The sequence below is a fragment of the Flavobacterium plurextorum genome (assembly GCF_024638035.1).
Lineage (GTDB): Bacteria > Bacteroidota > Bacteroidia > Flavobacteriales > Flavobacteriaceae > Flavobacterium > Flavobacterium plurextorum.
In genome coordinates this window covers 512,020-531,825 of the sequence record NZ_CP100442.1, presented here as the reverse complement: position 1 = coordinate 531,825, position 19,806 = coordinate 512,020, and the positions used below count along the sequence as shown (strand labels likewise).

Annotated in this window: 20 protein-coding genes; 16 read left to right on the top strand and 4 right to left on the bottom strand. The window is 33.2% G+C overall.

Features of this window, described 5'->3' with window-relative positions; all coding sequences use genetic code 11:
* Positions 1–179: 179 nt before the first annotated feature.
* Positions 180–1,184 carry a class 1 fructose-bisphosphatase gene (gene fbp, locus NLG42_RS02560; protein ID WP_089058452.1) on the top strand — a complete coding sequence of 335 codons (1,005 nt, stop codon included), beginning with the start codon at positions 180–182 and terminating at the stop codon, positions 1,182–1,184.
* A gap of 192 nt (positions 1,185–1,376) precedes the next feature.
* Positions 1,377–1,793 carry a hypothetical protein gene (locus tag NLG42_RS02555; protein WP_099718071.1) on the top strand — a complete coding sequence of 139 codons (417 nt, stop codon included), beginning with the start codon at positions 1,377–1,379 and terminating at the stop codon, positions 1,791–1,793.
* A gap of 136 nt (positions 1,794–1,929) precedes the next feature.
* On the opposite strand, the gene NLG42_RS02550 is transcribed toward NLG42_RS02555, so the two are convergent.
* On the bottom strand, positions 1,930–2,361 hold the full coding sequence (locus NLG42_RS02550; protein ID WP_089058454.1) for a tellurite resistance TerB family protein: 432 nt from the start codon (positions 2,359–2,361) through the stop codon (positions 1,930–1,932).
* A 171-nt stretch (positions 2,362–2,532) separates the two neighbouring features.
* Between NLG42_RS02550 and NLG42_RS02545 the strand changes: the two genes are divergently transcribed.
* The 5 genes from NLG42_RS02545 to NLG42_RS02525 all read left to right on the top strand — a co-directional run bounded on the left by NLG42_RS02545 (position 2,533) and on the right by NLG42_RS02525 (position 5,905).
* On the top strand, positions 2,533–3,126 hold the full coding sequence (locus NLG42_RS02545; RefSeq protein ID WP_089058455.1) for a HupE/UreJ family protein: 594 nt from the start codon (positions 2,533–2,535) through the stop codon (positions 3,124–3,126).
* Positions 3,127–3,131: 5 nt separating this feature from the next.
* Positions 3,132–3,563, top strand: a complete 432-nt coding sequence (locus NLG42_RS02540) for a deoxycytidylate deaminase (protein WP_089058456.1) — start codon at positions 3,132–3,134, stop codon at positions 3,561–3,563.
* Positions 3,563–5,140 (top strand): S41 family peptidase, encoded by a 1,578-nt coding sequence (locus tag NLG42_RS02535; protein WP_257682913.1) that lies wholly within the window; start codon positions 3,563–3,565, stop codon positions 5,138–5,140. Before NLG42_RS02540 ends, NLG42_RS02535 begins: the two co-directional genes overlap by 1 nt.
* Positions 5,141–5,157: 17 nt before the next feature.
* On the top strand, positions 5,158–5,523 hold the full coding sequence (locus NLG42_RS02530) for a nuclear transport factor 2 family protein (protein WP_257682912.1): 366 nt from the start codon (positions 5,158–5,160) through the stop codon (positions 5,521–5,523).
* Between the two features lie 70 nt (positions 5,524–5,593).
* Positions 5,594–5,905: a hypothetical protein gene (locus NLG42_RS02525; protein ID WP_257682911.1), complete on the top strand. Its 312-nt coding sequence runs from the start codon at positions 5,594–5,596 to the stop codon at positions 5,903–5,905.
* A gap of 111 nt (positions 5,906–6,016) precedes the next feature.
* Here NLG42_RS02525 and NLG42_RS02520 read toward each other — a convergent pair whose 3' ends face one another.
* The 3 genes from NLG42_RS02520 to NLG42_RS02510 form a co-directional block, all read right to left on the bottom strand.
* A complete protein-coding gene (locus NLG42_RS02520; protein ID WP_257682910.1) occupies positions 6,017–6,622 on the bottom strand; it encodes an FAD-dependent oxidoreductase in 606 nt (201 codons plus the stop codon).
* A 3-nt stretch (positions 6,623–6,625) separates the two neighbouring features.
* Positions 6,626–6,826: a hypothetical protein gene (locus NLG42_RS02515; RefSeq protein ID WP_026728410.1), complete on the bottom strand. Its 201-nt coding sequence runs from the start codon at positions 6,824–6,826 to the stop codon at positions 6,626–6,628.
* 104 nt (positions 6,827–6,930) lie between these two features.
* Positions 6,931–7,509, bottom strand: a complete 579-nt coding sequence (locus tag NLG42_RS02510) for a MarC family protein (RefSeq protein WP_089058461.1) — start codon at positions 7,507–7,509, stop codon at positions 6,931–6,933.
* Positions 7,510–7,801: 292 nt separating this feature from the next.
* On the opposite strand from NLG42_RS02510, the gene NLG42_RS02505 reads away from it, so the two are divergent.
* The 9 genes from NLG42_RS02505 to NLG42_RS02465 all read left to right on the top strand — a co-directional run bounded on the left by NLG42_RS02505 (position 7,802) and on the right by NLG42_RS02465 (position 19,619).
* On the top strand, positions 7,802–8,602 hold the full coding sequence (locus NLG42_RS02505) for a DUF4412 domain-containing protein (RefSeq protein WP_099718076.1): 801 nt from the start codon (positions 7,802–7,804) through the stop codon (positions 8,600–8,602).
* A gap of 283 nt (positions 8,603–8,885) precedes the next feature.
* On the top strand, positions 8,886–9,455 hold the full coding sequence (locus NLG42_RS02500; protein ID WP_089054275.1) for a DUF3109 family protein: 570 nt from the start codon (positions 8,886–8,888) through the stop codon (positions 9,453–9,455).
* A 336-nt stretch (positions 9,456–9,791) separates the two neighbouring features.
* A complete protein-coding gene (locus tag NLG42_RS02495; protein WP_089054274.1) occupies positions 9,792–10,769 on the top strand; it encodes a ribonucleotide-diphosphate reductase subunit beta in 978 nt (325 codons plus the stop codon).
* Between the two features lie 269 nt (positions 10,770–11,038).
* A complete protein-coding gene (locus NLG42_RS02490; protein ID WP_257682909.1) occupies positions 11,039–13,432 on the top strand; it encodes a ribonucleoside-diphosphate reductase subunit alpha in 2,394 nt (797 codons plus the stop codon).
* A 144-nt stretch (positions 13,433–13,576) separates the two neighbouring features.
* Positions 13,577–14,221, top strand: coding sequence for a hypothetical protein (locus NLG42_RS02485; RefSeq protein WP_257682908.1), 645 nt, complete (start codon positions 13,577–13,579; stop codon positions 14,219–14,221).
* A gap of 300 nt (positions 14,222–14,521) precedes the next feature.
* A complete protein-coding gene (locus NLG42_RS02480; protein ID WP_257682907.1) occupies positions 14,522–15,919 on the top strand; it encodes a DUF1800 domain-containing protein in 1,398 nt (465 codons plus the stop codon).
* 12 nt (positions 15,920–15,931) lie between these two features.
* Positions 15,932–17,101 carry a DUF1501 domain-containing protein gene (locus NLG42_RS02475; protein ID WP_089058467.1) on the top strand — a complete coding sequence of 390 codons (1,170 nt, stop codon included), beginning with the start codon at positions 15,932–15,934 and terminating at the stop codon, positions 17,099–17,101.
* 460 nt (positions 17,102–17,561) lie between these two features.
* A complete protein-coding gene (locus NLG42_RS02470; protein ID WP_099718082.1) occupies positions 17,562–18,401 on the top strand; it encodes a prephenate dehydratase in 840 nt (279 codons plus the stop codon).
* A 72-nt stretch (positions 18,402–18,473) separates the two neighbouring features.
* Positions 18,474–19,619, top strand: coding sequence for a pyridoxal phosphate-dependent aminotransferase (locus NLG42_RS02465; protein WP_099718083.1), 1,146 nt, complete (start codon positions 18,474–18,476; stop codon positions 19,617–19,619).
* Positions 19,620–19,806 lie beyond the last annotated feature (187 nt).

Genomic DNA, 19,806 nt, shown 5'->3' with positions numbered 1-19,806 from the left:
ATTTCATATATTCTTATTATTAACCGTTTATTAGCTAAAAAAGCGTTTTTTTATATGCAGCTTTCAGCTATTAATTAGCAAATATACAATAGTAGTAAACTAACAAAATAATTTTTAAATCATTCTCACAAAATAAGCGATATTTGTGACTTAAAATTAAAAACTATAACGATATAGCAATGGAAGAACGCAATAAAACACTGGGAGAGTTTATTATTGAGAACCAAAAAGCATTTCAGTATTCGTCGGGAGAGCTTTCCCGAATTATCAACTCTATACGTTTGGCGGCGAAAGTCGTAAACTATAAAGTAAACAAAGCAGGTTTAGTGGATATTATTGGCGCTGCAGGCGAACAAAATATTCAAGGAGAAGACCAGCAAAAATTAGATGTCTATGCAAACGAAGTATTTATCCAGACGTTAATAAACCGTGAGATTGTCTGTGGTATTGCTTCAGAAGAAAACGACGATTTTATAACTGTTCAGGGGAGCGACAACAGTCATAATAATAAGTACGTGATCTTGATGGATCCGCTTGACGGATCATCGAACATTGATGTAAATGTTTCTTTAGGAACTATCTTTTCTGTTTTTAGAAGAGTTACTCCAATAGGAACTCCGGTAACAAGCGAGGATTTTTTACAACCGGGAATCAATCAAGTTGCAGCAGGATATGTAATTTATGGAACTTCGACTATGTTAGTGTATACAACAGGACATGGTGTAAACGGATTTACATTAAACCCGGCAATTGGTACATTTTACCTTTCGCATCCAAATATGAAATTTCCAGAAAGCGGAAATATCTATTCGGTAAACGAAGGGAATTATGTTCATTTTCCGCAAGGTGTAAAAAATTACATCAAATATTGTCAGCGTGAAGAAGAAGACAGACCTTATACGTCAAGATATATAGGAAGTTTAGTTTCAGATTTTCATCGAAATATGATTAAAGGCGGGATTTATATTTATCCAACAAGTTCAAAAGCACCAAAAGGAAAATTACGTTTATTGTATGAATGTAATCCAATGGCGTTTATTGCAGAACAAGCCGGAGGAAAAGCAACTGATGGTTTTGGAAGAATTATGGAAATCCAGCCAACAGAACTTCATCAAAGAGTTCCGTTTTTCTGCGGAAGCTATAAAATGGTAGAAAAAGCAGAGGAATTTATGGCAGCTGAGTAAGTACTCAGTAATCCGTTTTTAGTATTCAGTCACATATAACCTAACAGATTTAAAAAAAACTGTTAGGTTATTTAAATTTAGACGCAACCATTCTCATTTTTAACATCTTATAATAAATTAATCTTATGAGAAAATATTGATTAATTTATTTTTAACCAACTAAGAAAACCAAAAACCTTAATTAAGATTATTATGAAGAAAAAAGTATTGATTGCGCTATTTGGATTGTTTTCATTTGTTTTTACTTCTTGCAGTAATGATGAAAATACCGAAGATCAGATTGCTGGACGAACAACAGATACAATTAAACTGTCTCAAAATGAAGTTAATTTCAGTTCTGCCTCAAATTCAATTACCATTACAACACAATCCAAAGCATGGTGGTTGAGCGGTATAGGTTTAAACAGTGATCGTATTGATGTGAAAAAAGAAGATATGCTTTCTGAAAACTTCAAGGTGATAAATTCAGAATTTCAAGTGGAAAGAAAAGACGGAACAAACATAATAATTACGTTTAATCCAAATAAAACAAATGCCGAAAGAGTACTTTATGTTACTTTACAAGCAGGCAATCGTTTTGAGCAGATAAGAGTTTTACAGTCAAAATAATTTAAAGAACTGTTTTGAACATAAATAATAAACCCGACTAGATTTAAAAATCAGTCGGGTTTATTTTTGAGTTTTATTTAAGTTTCAATTTTAAGTCCGCATATAAACGGAACATTAAAATCTGAATACTTAAATATTATTTATTCATATTTTCCATTTCAAAAACGAAAGTATCTAAATCTACTTTTTTGTCGATCAAAGACAATGCTTTTGAAATAATGTAATTTACGTTTCCAGGAGTAAATCCTAAAGCTAATCCCATACGAGTTAACATAACTTCTTGTTGATCTCCTAAATGATGATCAACATGAACCATTCTCGCCAAATCAAACAAACGCTCTAAACGTTGTGCATATAAATAAGGCGGGTTTATTGGATGTTTCCAAGGATCAATTAAGATTTCACCGTATTCTTCTTCCGAGATTTCTAATCTTGAAGCTAATTTGTCCAAAAAGTCTTTCTCCTCAGGACTTACTTTACCGTCAGCAAATGCTACACGCACAATTGCAGAGAAATGACCTCTGTTTCTTTGTTTGAATTCGTTATCAAATAATTCTGAAAATGGCATAATTAAAAAGGGTTTTATTTCGCAAAGATAAATCTTATTTTAATTTAACAATTTTAAATTCCTCATAAATTTAACTTATTTTTATTCATTGTTTTAAGAACGGTATTTATTGAATTTTCAAAATAAATCGTAAGTTTACAACCCCTAATCATTAAAATATTATTAGTTCTTATGTCAGAATTTTGGATTTACTTTCAAATAGGTTTAAAGCATGTTTTAGATATCAACGCTTACGATCACGTTCTTTTTTTAATAGCATTAACAGTTCCGTATACTTTTAAAGACTGGAAACGCATTTTGCTTTTAGTTTCTTTATTTACAATCGGTCATACCGTGGCGTTAGTACTTTCTGTTTTTGGAATAATTACAGTAAAAGTCAATCTTGTGGAGTTTTTAATTCCAATAACGATTTTGATTACTGCTTTATACCATCTTTTTACCGCAGGAAAAGCAACTAAAAATGACGGCATAAATTTAATATTTTTTGTAACGCTGTTTTTTGGAATTATACACGGACTTGGATTTTCGAATTATTTTAAAACTATTTTAGGAGGTTCGCCAAGTTCAAAATTATTACCTTTAGGAGAATTTGCTTTAGGTATTGAAGCAGCGCAGTTAGTAGTGGTTTTTGTAGTTTTGGTAATCTCATATATTGTACAGACTGTGTTTCGTTTTTCAAAACGCGACTGGGCACTTGTGATGTCGGCTTTTATTATTGGAGTAGTAATTCCGATGATTATCGAAAGCCCAATTTGGAACAGATAAAATAAATGGAAGTAAAAAAACGGAATAAATACGATAAAGCCTATTTGCGAATCGCTAAAGAATGGAGTTTACTCTCTTATTGCAAGCGTAAACAAGTTGGCGCTATCATTGTAAAAGACAGAATGATTATTTCTGACGGTTATAATGGAACGCCTTCAGGATTTGAAAATTGCTGTGAAGACGAAGATGGATTAACACGCTGGGATGTTTTACATGCCGAAGCAAATGCGATCTTAAAAGTAGCGCGATCAACACAATCATGTGAAGGTGCAACTTTGTATATCACGCTTTCGCCTTGTAAAGAATGCAGTAAATTAATACATCAATCTGGCATAAAAAGAGTTGTATATCATAATGGATATCGTGATGACTCTGGAATTCAATTTTTAATAAAAGCGGGTGTCGAAGTAGAACATATTCCTGTTTTAGAAGAATAATGAAATTTAATCCCAAATATCTGCCCATTGTTATTGGAGCTGCCTTTGCTCTAGGAACAGTACTCGGAAGTTTAATGCACACTTCTGCAGATGACCAGTTTTTGGCTAAAAATTACTCCAAAACTAAACTCAACAAACTTATCGATTTTATCAATAATGAATATGTTGACAGCATCAACACCGATTCAATTGTTAATCTTACCGTCGATAATATACTCTCAAAATTAGACCCGCATTCCGTTTATATTCCGCCAAGCGAACAGGCGGAAGTAGCCGAAAGTATGAAAGGCGATTTTGTTGGAATCGGCATCAATTTTTATATGTATAAAGATTCTGTTGCCATTATAAAACCTGTCGAAAACGGACCTTCTGCAAAAGCAGGATTAAAATCCGGCGACCGAATTCTATTTGCAGGAAAAACTAAGTTATACGGACGAAAACTACCTTCGGACAGTTTATTCTCTAAACTAAAAGGAGCTAAAGGTTCAGAAATTGAATTGACTGTTTTTAGAAAATCTGAGCAAAAGAAGCTGAAATTTAAAATCAAAAGAGATATTATTCCAATTAAAAGTGTCGATGCTTCTTTGTTGATTGGGAATAATGTAGGTTACATCAAAATAAATCGTTTTGCCGAAACTACTTTTAATGAGTTTAAAACGGGTTTAACGCGATTAAAAGAAAAAGGAATTCAGTCGCTCGTAATCGATCTTCGTGATAACGGAGGCGGTTATATGGAAGAAGCGATTGCAATTGCAGATGAATTCTTAAAAGACAAGCAATTGATTGTTTTTACTAAAAATAAAAACGGAACAACAGAAAAAACGTATGCTACGAAAGCAGGAAGTTTTGAAGCTGGAAAAGTATACGTGTTAATCAATGAAAACAGTGCTTCGGCAAGCGAAATTCTAGCAGGAGCAATTCAGGATAATGATCGCGGAACTATCGTTGGGCGTCGTTCTTTTGGAAAAGGTTTGGTACAGCGTGAAATGGATTTCAACGACGGATCGGCAGTTCGTCTTACCGTGGCAAGATATTATACGCCAACCGGAAGATCAATTCAAAAACCGTATAAAAAAGGAAATGAAGCGTATTTTAAAGAATCAGAGTCGCGTGTTACAACAGGCGAATTGTATGCAAAAGACAGTATAAAAGTAGCAGATTCTTTAAAATTTAAAACGCCAAAAGGTAAAATCGTGTACGGCGGCGGCGGAATTGTCCCGGATGTTTTTGTGCCAATGGAAGCTGAACATGGAAATGAGAATGTTGCTTATTTGCTTCAGACTGGAATAGTAGGGCATTTTGTTTTTGAAGAATTAGATAAAAATCGAGATGCCTTTAAAGGAGCTCATTTTAATGAGTTTTTGGCACAAATGAAAAATTCTGACGACTACTTTAAGAAGTTTAAAAAATACATTTCGTTGACCGGTTTAGATTTAAAGCTAGATAAAACAAAAGCTTTGGTAAACAGATATATCACTGCAGAATTTGCCAGACAATTGTATGGAGAAATGTATTATTATGATGTTATTTTGAAAGATGACGCCATGATAAAAACAATCTTAAACCCGAAAAAGTAACCATAAACCTTTTTAATATGGAAGTAGTAACTGTTGTAAATGCCGAAATCGAACTTCTGACTGCTGTTAAAAATGCGGATGTTTTAGTATTAGAAAGAATGCTTCATGACGATTTGTTGTTCAATTTGCCTGATGGTAATACAATTACAAAACAGTTTGATCTCGATTCTTATCGTTCGGGTAAAATGAAAATTGATATGATCGAGGCTTCTGATCAAATTATTAATTTAATCGACGATTCAGCTGTTGTAGTCGTTACAGTTTCATTAAAAGGAGAATTTGACGGCAATCCAATTGGTGGCGTTTTTAGATATATCAGGGTTTGGAAACAGTTTAGTGAAAACCTAAAAGTAATCGCTGGAAGCTGTACACAATTAGCGTAAATCTTCAAAACAAGACTTTGCTTTCTTTTCGTAATTCTTAGTTCTAGAGATTGCGGTTAAATCACAAAATATGAAAAATCTAAAAAAGATAAGTTTCCTTTTACTTCTAATGACTTTTGCAATTTCTTGTGCAAGTATGAAAGATAAGAATACAATTTCAGGAAAAGTTCAGTCCATTGAATTTGGAAAAGACGGATATACAGCCAAAATCAATACTGCTAAAAACGAAGTTTATTTTGCCACAATCAGTATTGTAAATGTTGGCGGGCCAGAAAATTACAAAAAATTAAAAGAAGGTGATGAGGTCTCGTTAAAAGGAGAAATCTGGAAAACTGATACTGAGAAACATATCAAAGTAAAAGAAATTGTTTCAGTAAAATAACAGCAACGGATTAAAATAAATAAACCATATAAGTGATATAAGTTCGTTTAATCTATGCGTAACGCATATATGTACTTATATCACTTATATGGTTTAAAATTTTATAAGATTTTATCGAATACTATCGTGTGCGTGAGTCTGTACACCGTTATTCCATAAAGTAAGAATATCTGTCGCAACAGCAGCACCGCTTCCGGCAGCAATAGCTAATTGGCTTCTCCAGCCTGCCAAAGTTCCAATTACATAAATGCCGTCAGCAACTTTATGATCGTCGTTTTTAAGCTGAATACGTTGTTTTTCGGGAAGTGCTTTTTTATGAGGTTCAATATACTGCATCAAACCTTCGATATCAAAAGTATTTGCAGAACCAATTCCAACAACAATATTTTTTGTTTGATAGGAATTTTTGTTTGTAACTACAGTAAACTCAGGATAAGTTCCTTCTATTTTAATTACTTTTTCGTTTGTGATTTGAGTAATATGCGGATAAGAAGCTGCTAAATCCTGCGTGCTTTCCGTAAGTAATTCAGAACCTAATTTTCCAGGAGAAATACCATAAGCATTATAAAAAATGGCCTCTTGTAAAGAAGAATTCTTTTGATGTGTAAAGATTCCAATTTTTTTATCGGTAACAAAAGCTTTGTTTTTGGCAGAACCCAAAACAAGGGCACAGGAAATCCCTGAGACTCCTCCACCGACAATTAAAACGTCAAACATATATTATCGACCGTTTGTTTTTTCTTCAATTCTTTTTGAAATTCTAAAAATCAAAAGAATCAATACCGCGCAAAAGGAAGCTGCGATTCCAATAAAAGCTACCATACTATCACCTTGAAAAGGATTTTTAAAGTCTAATAACGTAATATTAAAAACAATTAGAGCTAATGCTAAAAGCACTAAGATTGAAGTAAAGATTTTCATATGCTTATTTATTTGTCTAAAATAATCAAAAGGAACTTTAAGTTAAAAAAAGTCTTAAAGTTCTGTTTTAGAAATTTTATGAGGTAAAAGTATAAAAATAAATCTTAGACAAACAAACCTTTAACATTCGCAGCAAATAATTTAACAGCAATTGCTAAAAGGATGACTCCAAATGTCTTGCGAACCACGCCAAGTCCGTTTTCTCCTAATAAATTTTCGATCTTTTTAGATGATTTCAAAACAATATAAACTAAGATGATATTTAATATAATTGCAATGATAATATTAACGGTGTGAAATTGAGATCGAAGTGAGAGTAAAGTAGTCATTGTACCTGCTCCGGCTATCAATGGAAAGGCAAGCGGAACAATTGATGCTGATCCTGGTTCTTCATCGCGATAAATTCTAATTCCTAAGATCATTTCTAAAGCAAGAAAGAATAATACAAAAGAACCTGCAACGGCAAACGAGTGTACATCAATACCAATAAGGCTTAAAAAACCTTCACCGACAAATAGAAAAACAATCATAATGGCACCGGCTACAATAGAAGCTTTTTCAGATTCAATGTGACCAACTTTTGCTCTTAAATTGACAATAATTGGGATAGAACCTACAATATCGATTACCGCAAAAAGTACCATTCCAACTGTAATAATTTCTCTAAAGTCGATTTCTAGCATATAGTTCTGATTTTAAGGGGTTAATAATTTGCTGCAAAAGTAGGTAATAAAGTTAGGTGATTTTTTGTTACGTTGTATTTTTGTTATAAAAACACATATTACACGTGTAAAATGTGATATTTATAACAATATAATGTTTCAATTGTTGATTTAGAGAAAAAGAGACGGATTATTTTTCAACTTAATTTTTTTCTTGCTTGTTTTGAAAAAAGCTTGCGAAATCAAAAGTTAAAAATTATAACTTACTGAAAATCAATTAGTAAATTTGTTTGTAATTTTAAGTTTATTGATCATGGAAAGAATGCGGTTGGTTGTAGTACTCTTGGTTCTGTTGTTTTCATTCAATAGTTCGCAAGCTCAAATTTGGCAGCAAATTAAAAAAGCTGCAGAAGATAAGGCTGGTAAAAAAGGCCAAAGTGACGGTGGTAAAGCTGCTGATCAAAATGTAAATATGAATGATGCGATCTTGAGTTATGGAAAAAATAAAGTAGATCCGTCAGTTGTGCCAAACTCCTATAATTTTAGCTGGAAATATGTCATGGAAATTAAAACTGGTGAAGGAAAGGCGATGAATGCTGATTATTTTTTGGAACCTAATGCGGCTTATTTTGCAATGAATATCGATCAGGGAAAAGGACAGAGTATGTTGATGATTATGGATTCTAAGAATAATATAACGGTGACAGGTTTTGGTAACGGCAAAGAGAAAATGGCTTCGGCGTCTAAAATGCCGGATTATACAGAAATGGCAAAAAAAGAAAGTGAGAAGGCTAAATTTACCATCAAGACATTACCCAATAAAACTATTCTGGGATACAATTGTAAAGGAATTGAAATGACGAATGATGAGCTTGATATTATTTGTTATTATACAAGTGAAGCCAAAGTGAGTTTTGGAGATATGTTCAAAAATCAAAAAGGCTGGAAAATGCCAGATGCTTTAACGAACTACTTTAAGCCGGAAGATAAAACCTTATTGATGGATATGACGATGAAGGATTTGAAGAATAAAGGAAAAGTGACGACAATGAAATGTGTGAGTTTAGAAAAAAGTGCTTATGTATTTAATAAGGCTGATTACAAATTTATGTAGCGAAAATAGCCCGTTCGGCGTAATTGACGCTTTTTTAAATATATAGAAATATGGATTTTATTTTTTAAGAGTAAAAAAAGAAACGGGTTTCTCTCACATAGCCGGTTATGTTTGTTTTAAATAAGTGAAAAGTCTTTTTTAGAGGGCTAAATCTATGTTTCTATGTGTTAGAATAGTTACGTCAAACAGGCGGACAAAATAGTAACATTCTAAATTAGTTTGGTTTAAGAACATAAGTGTGGGAGTGATTTTTATTTCCTGAATCTTTAGTTACCTTTGCAAAATGTTTCAACTAGGAAAAACCATCGTATCAGAGGATATACTCGAAAAAGAATTTGTTTGTAATTTATCAGCATGCAAAGGGGCTTGCTGCGTCGACGGCGATGCAGGTGCACCTTTAAGTGAAGCTGAAACTAAGATTTTAGAAGAAATCTATCCTAAAGTAAAACCTTTTTTAAGAAAAGAAGGAATTGACGCCATCGAAGCGCAAGGTACTTGGGTAAAAGGAACTGACGGAGATCTGGAAACGACTTTGATTGATAATAAGGATTGTGCTTACGTTATTTTTGACGGGAAAACTGCGCTTTGTGGAATTGAGCAAGCTTATAATCAAGGAATCGTAGATTGGAAAAAACCAGTTTCTTGTCATTTATACCCAATTCGTGTAAAAGACTTCACAGAGTTTGCTGCTGTTAATTATGATAAGTGGGATATTTGTGATGATGCTTGTTCTTTGGGTAAAGAATTAGAAGTTCCCGTGTATAAATTTGTCAAAGAAGCATTGATTCGCCGTTTTGGAGAAGATTGGTATTTGGAGCTTGAAAAAGTAGCCGAAGAACTTAAAAATTCGTAAAAATTCGGCAAGGCTTATCGTTGTTGAAAAGTGATTCGCTTTTACTCAGAAAAAGGAAAGCCGAGCCTCAAAAAAAACTTTAAAAACATTTTAGAATTCCTTGCTTTTTATTTCAAAAAGTCTATATTTTACAGGGCTTCAAGATGTATATTCAGTATTTAAATCATTCATTTACAGAGAATTGATTGTTGTATGAAAAACATTTCAATTTTTCATCGTTGTTAAAAACTACGCCCGATTGTGAATAAGTTTGGCTTTTATTTTTGGCAGCAATTAACAATCTTTGTAGTGTATTGAATTAGAAAAAATTCAGTAAAAATTATTAAAAAAATTGTCATGTCACAAGTCGAACCAATACTACAAGAAAATAAAAATCGTTTCGTTATTTTTCCTATCAAACATCATGATATTTGGGAATGGTATAAGAAAATGGAGGCTAGTTTCTGGACTGCAGAAGAAATCGATTTGCACCAAGACTTGACGGATTGGAATAATAAATTAAGTGATGATGAAAGATATTTCATCAAACATATTTTGGCATTCTTTGCTGCTTCTGACGGAATCGTAAATGAGAATCTTGCTGAGAATTTTGTAAACGAAGTTCAATATGCTGAGGCTAAGTTTTTCTATGGTTTTCAAATCATGATGGAAAATATTCATAGTGAAACTTATTCTTTATTAATTGACACTTACGTGAAAGACGAAGCAGAAAAAGCAGAATTGTTTAATGCTTTGGAGGTTTTTCCTGCAATTGGTAAAAAAGCAGAATGGGCTTTAAAATGGATCGAATCTGATTCATTTGCTGAAAGACTTATCGCTTTTGCTGCTGTTGAAGGTATTTTCTTCTCTGGTGCTTTCTGTTCTATTTATTGGTTGAAAAAACGTGGTTTAATGCCAGGTTTAACTTTCTCTAATGAATTGATTTCTCGTGACGAAGGCGTACATTGTGATTTTGCAGTTCACCTGCACAATCATCACTTGGTGAATAAAGTTCCAAAAGACAGAATTAAAGAAATCATCGTTGATGCTTTAAATATTGAAAGAGAATTTGTAACAGAATCTCTTCCGGTAAGTTTAATTGGAATGAACGCGACTTTAATGACGCAATATCTAGAATTTGTTGCTGACAGATTATTAGTAGAATTAGGCTGCGAGCGTGTTTATGGATCAGCGAATCCGTTTGATTTCATGGACATGATCTCTCTTCAAGGAAAAACCAATTTCTTTGAAAAACGTGTTGCAGAGTATCAAAAATCTGGTGTGATGAACACAGACAGCGATGCTCAGAAAATTTCATTTGATGCAGATTTTTAGACAACAAAAATAATTTCAGTGCAATTTTAAACACTGAAAAGAATAAAACTTTTACAAGTATTTTTTTAGATTGAATCTCTTTCCCCAATCGAAGATTCAATGACATTTTTTAATGCCTTTTCGGTTTGTTTTTCAGACTGGAAACAGATAATTATTGAGAATCCTACAATTCTCAAAAAAAGATAATTTTTTTAAAACACACAATGTTTAAGTGCTGGAATTTGCTTTCCAGTGTCTTTCATTTTTTCAATAACTAAAATAGTAAGCTTATGTATGTAGTAAAAAGAGATGGTCACAGAGAGCCGGTAATGTTTGATAAGATTACAGAAAGAATCAAAAAATTGTGCTACGGCTTAAATGAGCTTGTAGATCCCGTAAAGGTAGCGATGAGAGTTATCGAAGGATTGTATGATGGAGTTTCGACTTCAGAATTGGATAATCTTGCGGCAGAAACTGCTGCGTCTATGACTATTGCACACCCGGATTATGCACAATTAGCAGCTCGTGTGGCAATTTCAAACCTGCATTCAAATACAAAAAAATCGTTCTCTGAAACGATGAAAGATATGTACAATTACGTAAATCCAAGAAATGGTCAAGATGCACCATTGCTTTCGGATGAAGTATTTAAAGTAATTCAGGAAAACTCTGCTTTCCTTGATTCGCATATCATTTACACTAGAGATTTTAATTACGACTACTTTGGTTTTAAAACTTTAGAGCGTTCTTATCTTCTTAAAATAAACGGAAAAATCGTTGAGCGTCCGCAGCATATGTTAATGCGTGTTTCTGTTGGTATTCACTTAGACGATTTAAAATCGGTAATTGAAACTTACGATTTAATGTCTAAAAAGTTCTTTACACACGCAACGCCAACGTTGTTTAATGCAGGAACTCCAAAGCCGCAAATGTCTTCTTGTTTCCTTTTGGCGATGCAAGATGATAGTATTGATGGTATTTACGATACATTAAAACAAACAGCAAAAATCTCGCAATCAGCAGGAGGAATTGGGCTTTCTATTCATAACGTTCGTGCTACAGGATCTTACATTCGCGGTACAAACGGAACTTCAAATGGAATTGTTCCAATGTTGAGAGTTTTCAATGATACTGCGCGTTACGTAGATCAAGGAGGCGGAAAACGTAAAGGAAGTTTTGCAATTTATATCGAAACTTGGCATGCTGATATCTTTGAATTTTTAGATTTAAAGAAAAATACTGGAAAAGAAGAAATGCGTGCAAGAGATTTATTCTTTGCAATGTGGACTTCAGATTTGTTCATGAAACGTGTTCAGGAAGATACAACTTGGACTTTAATGTGTCCTAACGAATGTCCGGGATTATACCATGTTTACGGAGAAGAATTCGAAGCAATGTATACGGATTATGAATTTAGAGGAAAAGGTAGAAAAACCATTCGTGCACGTGAATTATGGGAAAAAATCCTTGAATCACAAATCGAAACTGGAACACCATATATGTTGTACAAAGATGCAGCAAACCGTAAATCAAATCACAAGAATTTAGGAACAATTCGTTCTTCAAACTTGTGTACAGAGATTATGGAGTACACTTCTAAAGATGAAATTGCAGTTTGTAATCTAGCTTCTATTTCGTTACCAATGTTTATCGAGAATGGAAAATTCGATCACGAAGCACTTTACAATGTTACAAAACGTGTAACTCGTAACTTAAATAAAGTAATTGACAGAAATTACTATCCTGTAAAAGAAGCTGAAAACTCAAACATGCGTCACCGTCCAGTAGGATTGGGAGTGCAAGGTTTAGCGGATGCTTTTATTATGCTTCGTATGCCATTTACAAGTGATGAAGCAAAAGTTCTAAATCAAGAAATTTTCGAAACATTATACTTCGCAGCCGTAACCGCTTCTATGGAAATGGCAAAAGAAGAAGGACCATATTCAACTTTTGAAGGTTCACCAATGTCACAAGGAGAATTCCAACACAATATGTGGGGAATGAAAGATGAAGAATTATCTGGTCGTTGGGACTGGGCTTCATTAAGAAAAGAAGTAGTAGAGCATGGAGTTCGTAATTCATTATTGGTTGCGCCAATGCCAACAGCTTCAACTTCTCAAATTCTTGGAAACAACGAAGCTTTCGAACCGTATACATCAAACATTTACACACGTCGTGTATTGTCGGGAGAGTTCATCGTAGTAAACAAACATTTACTAGAAGACTTAGTAAAACTAGGTTTATGGAACGAAGACTTGAAACAAGAAATTATGCGTCATAACGGATCTGTTCAAAACATTGATATTATTCCGCAAGACTTAAAAGATCTTTATAAAACAGTTTGGGAAATGTCGATGAAAGATATTATCGATATGTCACGTCAAAGAGGATATTTCATTGACCAATCGCAATCATTGAACTTGTTCATGCAAGATGCAAACTATTCTAAACTTACGTCAATGCACTTCTATGCTTGGCAGTCAGGTTTAAAAACAGGAATGTATTACCTAAGAACAAAATCGGCAGTAGATGCGATTAAGTTTACTCTAAACAACGATAAAAAAGAAGAAAATGCACCAGCGGCAGTTGTAGAAACTGAAGCTATCAGCGTTGAGGATTATAAAGCAATGCTGTTAAAAGCACAAGCTGGAGATCCTGAAGATTGTGAAATGTGTGGGTCTTAATTTTTTTTTAGAGGAAAGAGATATAGAATAAAGAAGAAAGATTTATATCTTTAATTTATAGAAAGCAGTTATCGTAATGATAGCTGCTTTTGTTTTTTGGAGTTTTTTTTCAATTTAACTGGTTTTTAAAATAATAAGATATGTATGATGAAGAAGATAATTTTATTGAATGTGATTGTTTTTTGCATCTTGAGTTGTAACAATAAATCGGTAGATTCTTTAGATAATCAAAAATATATTGAGGCTAAAAGTAGCTTTAACAGAAAGCTTGTTGATCACTTTCCTAAAAAGGTAACATCATATCCTTTTCAAACTGTTAATAGTAAGAACATATCAAAGAGTGATGTTCGTTTTATGTTATATGAATATGAGAAAGATCTAAAAAATGTAGATTCAGTTGTTAGAAGTTTGGAAAAGAAATCATTGGCTAAGTATAGTTCGAATGATTCATGTTTGTTAATTGTCAATCGTTTTGAAACACTTAAAACTTATGAAAATGTTGAAGATGTTGCTATTACTGATAGTACTAAAATAAATCAAGATTGTTTTAAGAATTTGTATCCATTACCTAATTTTATAGAAAACGAATTCACTAATGGAAAGAATGAAATTTATTTAGAGAATAATTTTGATATTTATGTTTTAGAGGCTAAAAAAGGGAATTGGTTTAAAGAGTTTAAAATGATGCCAAATCCGCAAATGCCAGTAAATTGGAAGAATGGATACTCAAAAGGAATAGCTGTAAATAGAGGAAAAAAAACGTTGATTTACTGGAGTATAGTTTGGTAGTTTTTTTTGAAAATATTATTGTTATTCTGCTTTTTTAGGAGCTATTTTCTCTTCAATTAGGACTGTTTAATTTCCTGAGCTTATAAATAATGTTCCGTAGGAATAAATCATATTGTAGGGATGGATTTTAATCCATTCTCAATAATAATCAATGACAATATTGTGATAAATTCCCCGTTTTAATCATTACCAAAGACTTTTCAAAACTTAGCACCTTAGCATCTAAGAACCTCAGAACTTTGCTCGAAATTAAACCTTTAAGAGAAAGTTGAGTCTTATTTCTAAACAAATTCTTGTGTTATGAAAAAAAGCAATCTTTGGTCGTTACGGTTGGGTTTTTCTGGAAAAGAATCCGATGCAATAGAAAAATTAGGACTAGAAAAATTTCTAAAACATTCCTATGATTCAAAATTCGAGACACAACTTCCTGCTTTTTTAAACGATGATCCCAAAACACTATTAGAGCTCAAAGAACTTCGAGAATCTATAAAAACCGCTGATTCAGAAGAAAAAAAGAAGGCTCTTAAAAAAGAAATCTACTCTGCCGTTGAACTAAAAAAATGGTGGATTGGTAAAATGCGCAGCGACGAATTTCCATTACGTGAAAATATGGTTTGTTTTTGGCACAATCATTTCGTTTCCACTTCTCAAAAAGTAAAAGTCAATTACTGGATTTACCAACATAATATGATTTTGCGTGAACATGCTTTCGGGAATTTCAAAGAACTGACCAAGCAAATCATAAAATCGAATGCAATGGTAAAATACCTAGATAATGTCGATAATAAAAAAGGAAAATATAATGAAAATCTAAGTCGTGAATTACTTGAATTATTCACGATCGGAATTGGAAATTATACCGAAAGCGACATTAAAAATGGAGCAAGAGCTTTAGCAGGATTAAATTATGGGGACGATGGTGCAGTCTACAGGCATTTTGCGGAAGATGATACTGATAAAACTTACTTTGGAAAAACCGGAAACTGGAAAGCGGATGATCTGGTTGATATTATTTTTGAGCAGAAAAATATACCGTATCTCATTACTCGAAAAATACTAGAATGGTTTATTTATGATAATCCGTCAGAAGATTTGGTGATGTATTATGGTGATTACTTTAGAAAAGTAAAGTTTGAAATTCAACCTTTGTTAACTAAAATTTTTACCGAAGAATATAAAAAGGAAAATTCGGGAACAAAGATCAAAGACCCTCTAGTTTATATTTTGCAGCTTTTGGATGAATTACATATCGATGATCTGGACGATGCTATGATTCTATTTTTTATTAAGCAGCAAGGAATGGATTTGTACAATCAGGTAAATGTAAAAGGATGGGACGGCGGAAATTCTTGGCTGACTTCTCAAATTTATTTACAACGCAATAATACATCCGATTTGCTTTGCAGCGGAAGAAGTATTACGAGAAAAGTATTAAATACGATGAATTCTGATACAGAAAAACCAAAATCAGAATTTGAAAAGCTCAACATAAAAATTGATTTTGATTCTAATGGAAATAACAAAACGATTATTGCTGAGTTGTCGAACAGATTGTTGTTTAATGTAAACGATGCCACGCAAAAAGATATGGAGAGTTTGCTGAAATATGATTTTGATCCAAAAGAAACGCACGCCAATTTCGCTGTAATAAGACTCTTTGATTACATTACAAAGCTACCCGAATATCAATTAATTTAGAAAACTGCAGTTATGAACAGAAGAAATTTTCTAACGCTTACAGGAACTTTTACTGGCGGAATGCTGGTGCTTCCTGATTTTTTACATGCTTTTGGTTCGCAGAATAATTTGGTAATCGGTGAGCAGTGCATTGTGTTTGTACAATTAAATGGCGGGAATGACGGATTGAATACTTTTATTCCTTACGATAATCCGTTGTATTATGATTTGAGAACAAAAATAGCTTTAAGTAAAGATGCTGTTATTGGTAAAAATAAAGGAATGGCGTTTCATCCATCTTTAAAAGATTTTGCTCAAATGCAGCAAAACGGAGATTTAACGGTTATTCAAAATGTTGGATATCCTGAGCCTATTCGTTCTCATTTTCGAAGTCAGGAAATTTGGCAAACTGCAGCAGACTCGAATAAATATATTAATGAAGGCTGGTTAGGCCGTTATCTCGATTTGCAGTGTAACGGACATCAAGCAACTGCGGGAATAAATTTGGATTCGATCGATAATCTGGCTTTAAAAGGAATGGAGCCTAATTCGATAACGGTAAAAGATCCAAACCGATTTAAAGTAAAATCAGATAAAGAAGAAAATGTAACCTTGTCTGATAATCCGCAATTGGATTTTGTTCGAAAAATTGCCAATTCTGTTACCGAAGGATCAGATGAAATTCAGAAAGCTTTGGCAAAATCAAAATCTGAAATTAGTTATCCAAAAACAGAATTATCCAAAAATCTGGAATGGATTGGACGATTAATAAAAGGGAATCTAAATTCAAAAGTATATTACACTTCGCTTGGCGGATTTGATACACACGATAATCAACTCGCCATTCATGAGAAAAAATTAACCGATTTAAATGACGCTTTGTATAGTTTTTATCAGGATTTGAAACAAGCGCAGTTATTACAAAATGTTACAATCGTAGTTTTTTCAGAATTTGGACGACGAGTAAAAGATAACGGAAACGGAACAGATCACGGAACTGCTGCGCCAATGTTTATAATTGGAGGTAATAATAAAGGAACAGTTTTAGGGAATAATCCCGATTTATCTAATTTGGATAATGGGGATTTAAAATACGAGATTGATTTTAGAAGTGTGTATGCTTCATTATTGCAACAAAAAATGAATTTCGATTATTCTAAAATTGGGATTAGGAATAAGCCTGTTTCTGGGTTGTTTGGTTAATCGTAATCTTGTCATTTCGATCCCGAGGCTTCGGGATCGAAATGACAAAAATGGTGTAAAATATTATTATATCGATAGTTTAAGTTCTAAAAAAACTTAGTCCCGAAGCCTCGGGATATCATCTCAGCATCTCAGAACCTTTAAAAAACCAATTATAAATATCTCATTTTAAGTCGATATTTTTATATTATCATACAAAACATCATAAATTTGTTAAGAAATCCCTTTTTGTTTCATAAAATGCAATCTTTTTTTTGGTGCAGTAAAAATAATTTATACATTCGCAGAGAATTTATTTAAAAACACAAACAAAATGGCAAGTAACCGTTTTTATTTTAGCAACTCTTTTTATTTCTTCTTTAGTAGAAGTGAGGATTGTGCTATGGTTATTTGAGAAAATTTTAAGACAAATAAAACTAATATACAATCCTGATGAAAATCAGGATTTTTTTTTGAATATATGACAACGAAAATTGCAATACAAGGTATCAAAGGTTCTTTTCATCATCAGGTTGTAAAGGAGTATTTCTCTGAAAATGTGGAAATTGATGAGTGTTTGTCTTTTGAAGAATTGATTGACAGCCTGCTTTCAGGAAAATCGAATCAGGCAGTTATGGCAATTGAAAATTCGATTGCAGGACCAATTATTCCGAATTATGCTTTGATTGATAAGAATAATTTACACATTATTGGAGAGCATTATTTAAACATTCAGCAAAATTTAATGGCTTTAAAAGGTCAGAAAATTGAGGACATAAAAGAAGTTCATTCGCACCCAATGGCGCTTTTGCAATGCATGGATTTCTTGAAACAATATCCAAATATCAAATTGGTTGAGGATAAAGATACAGCCGAAACAGCAAGAAGAATTCAGGAAAAACAATTAACTGGAATTGCGGCAATTGCAAGTGTAACAGCTTCTGAAATGTATGATTTAGATATTATTGCGTCATCGATTCAAACGATTAAAAATAATATGACGCGTTTCGTAATCATCAAAAAGCAGAATTCATTTTTGCCAGAAAGCGAAATCAACAGAGCTTCTGTAAAATTTGAATTAGATCATAAAAGAGGAAGTTTAGCGGCGGTTTTGAATGTAATGAGTGACTGCAAACTGAATTTGACAAAAATCCAGTCGCTTCCAAAAATTGAAACACCTTGGAAATATTCATTTTTCGTAGATGTGACGTTTGAGAAATACGAAGATTTTGCAAAAGCCAAAGCGTTATTAAATATAATGGCAGAATATTTTAAAGTTTTGGGAGAATATAAGAATACAAAGCCCCTGGCTGAGTCATAAAGTCGAAAGTCCAAAGAGAAAAGCATATCGCTTACGGCCTAAAGCCTAAAGCATTTTTAATAAAAAACAGAAATGATTACAACAGCAAAAAGATTAGACACAGTTGAAGAATACTACTTCTCATCAAAATTGAGAGAAGTTCGTCAATTGATGTCTGAAGGAAAATCGATCATCAATATGGGAATTGGAAGCCCTGATTTGAGTCCGTCAAAAGCAGTAATTGAAGCAGTCGCTGCGGCAATTCAAGACGAAAACGGGCATGGTTATCAAAGCTATCAGGGATTACCAGAATTGAGAAAAGGGATGGCCGATTTTTATCAGAATCAATTTGGTGTTGAATTAAATCCGAATAATGAGATTTTACCATTAATGGGTTCGAAAGAAGGAATTATGCACATTTCGTTAGCATTTTTAAATGAAGGCGATCATGTTTTAATTCCGAATCCAGGTTATCCAACGTATACTTCGGTAACTAATTTAGTTGGAGCGGTTCCAGTTTATTATGATCTGAAAGAAGCAAATGCTTGGGAACCAGATTTTGAAGCTTTAGAAAAATTAGATCTGGAGAAAGTAAAAATCATGTGGCTGGGATATCCTCACATGCCAACAGGAGCGAGAGGAAGTTTAGCGTTATTTGAAAAATTGGTTGCTTTTGCTAAAAAACACAACATATTATTGATCAACGACAATCCGTATAGTTTTGTTTTGAATGATAATCCGATGAGTTTATTGCAAGTTGAAGGTGCGAAAGAAGTGGCTTTAGAATTGAATTCACTTAGTAAAACTTTCAACATGGCTGGCTGGAGAGTTGGAATGGTTTTAGGAAATCCTGAAATTATCGATGCAGTTCTAAAAGTAAAAAGCAACATGGACAGCGGAATGTTCTACGGAATTCAGAAAGGTGCCGTTGCAGCTTTAAATTGTGATAAATCTTGGTTCGAAGATCAAAATAAAATTTACAGACGCCGTAGAGAATTGACAGAGAAATTAGCTGAAAAGTTAAATTGTAAAGTTTATAAAGAAGGAGTTGGACTTTTTGTTTGGGCAAAACTTCCGGAAGGAATTGAATCAGCAGAGAAGTTCATTGACGAAATATTATATGAGAAACATATTTTCATTACACCGGGAACCATTTTTGGAAGTAACGGTGAAGGGTATATCAGATTCTCATTGTGTGTGAAAGAAGAAAAAGTACAAGAAGCGATTGATCGATTTTAAGTATTAAGACTTTAGAATTAAGTATTAAGATTTTTATCCAGATTGTCAGGCTGAGCGAAGTCGAAGCCCGCGTTACAATTGGAGCGCCCTTCGACTTCGCTCAGGGTGACAGAAAAAATAAAAGGTCTTTAAAAAACGAGAAGCCCTAGCCCTGATAGAAGTGGAAATCCTTTTGCGACGGTCCCGA

Coding starts and splice junctions, on each gene's coding strand:
- fbp (WP_089058452.1), top strand. CDS start 180: ATGGAAGAACGCAATAAAACACTGGGAGAGTTTATTATTGAGAACCAA.
- NLG42_RS02555 (WP_099718071.1), top strand. CDS start 1,377: ATGAAGAAAAAAGTATTGATTGCGCTATTTGGATTGTTTTCATTTGTT.
- NLG42_RS02550 (WP_089058454.1), bottom strand. CDS start 2,361: ATGCCATTTTCAGAATTATTTGATAACGAATTCAAACAAAGAAACAGA.
- NLG42_RS02545 (WP_089058455.1), top strand. CDS start 2,533: ATGTCAGAATTTTGGATTTACTTTCAAATAGGTTTAAAGCATGTTTTA.
- NLG42_RS02540 (WP_089058456.1), top strand. CDS start 3,132: ATGGAAGTAAAAAAACGGAATAAATACGATAAAGCCTATTTGCGAATC.
- NLG42_RS02535 (WP_257682913.1), top strand. CDS start 3,563: ATGAAATTTAATCCCAAATATCTGCCCATTGTTATTGGAGCTGCCTTT.
- NLG42_RS02530 (WP_257682912.1), top strand. CDS start 5,158: ATGGAAGTAGTAACTGTTGTAAATGCCGAAATCGAACTTCTGACTGCT.
- NLG42_RS02525 (WP_257682911.1), top strand. CDS start 5,594: ATGAAAAATCTAAAAAAGATAAGTTTCCTTTTACTTCTAATGACTTTT.
- NLG42_RS02520 (WP_257682910.1), bottom strand. CDS start 6,622: ATGTTTGACGTTTTAATTGTCGGTGGAGGAGTCTCAGGGATTTCCTGT.
- NLG42_RS02515 (WP_026728410.1), bottom strand. CDS start 6,826: ATGAAAATCTTTACTTCAATCTTAGTGCTTTTAGCATTAGCTCTAATT.
- NLG42_RS02510 (WP_089058461.1), bottom strand. CDS start 7,509: ATGCTAGAAATCGACTTTAGAGAAATTATTACAGTTGGAATGGTACTT.
- NLG42_RS02505 (WP_099718076.1), top strand. CDS start 7,802: ATGGAAAGAATGCGGTTGGTTGTAGTACTCTTGGTTCTGTTGTTTTCA.
- NLG42_RS02500 (WP_089054275.1), top strand. CDS start 8,886: ATGTTTCAACTAGGAAAAACCATCGTATCAGAGGATATACTCGAAAAA.
- NLG42_RS02495 (WP_089054274.1), top strand. CDS start 9,792: ATGTCACAAGTCGAACCAATACTACAAGAAAATAAAAATCGTTTCGTT.
- NLG42_RS02490 (WP_257682909.1), top strand. CDS start 11,039: ATGTATGTAGTAAAAAGAGATGGTCACAGAGAGCCGGTAATGTTTGAT.
- NLG42_RS02485 (WP_257682908.1), top strand. CDS start 13,577: ATGATGAAGAAGATAATTTTATTGAATGTGATTGTTTTTTGCATCTTG.
- NLG42_RS02480 (WP_257682907.1), top strand. CDS start 14,522: ATGAAAAAAAGCAATCTTTGGTCGTTACGGTTGGGTTTTTCTGGAAAA.
- NLG42_RS02475 (WP_089058467.1), top strand. CDS start 15,932: ATGAACAGAAGAAATTTTCTAACGCTTACAGGAACTTTTACTGGCGGA.
- NLG42_RS02470 (WP_099718082.1), top strand. CDS start 17,562: ATGACAACGAAAATTGCAATACAAGGTATCAAAGGTTCTTTTCATCAT.
- NLG42_RS02465 (WP_099718083.1), top strand. CDS start 18,474: ATGATTACAACAGCAAAAAGATTAGACACAGTTGAAGAATACTACTTC.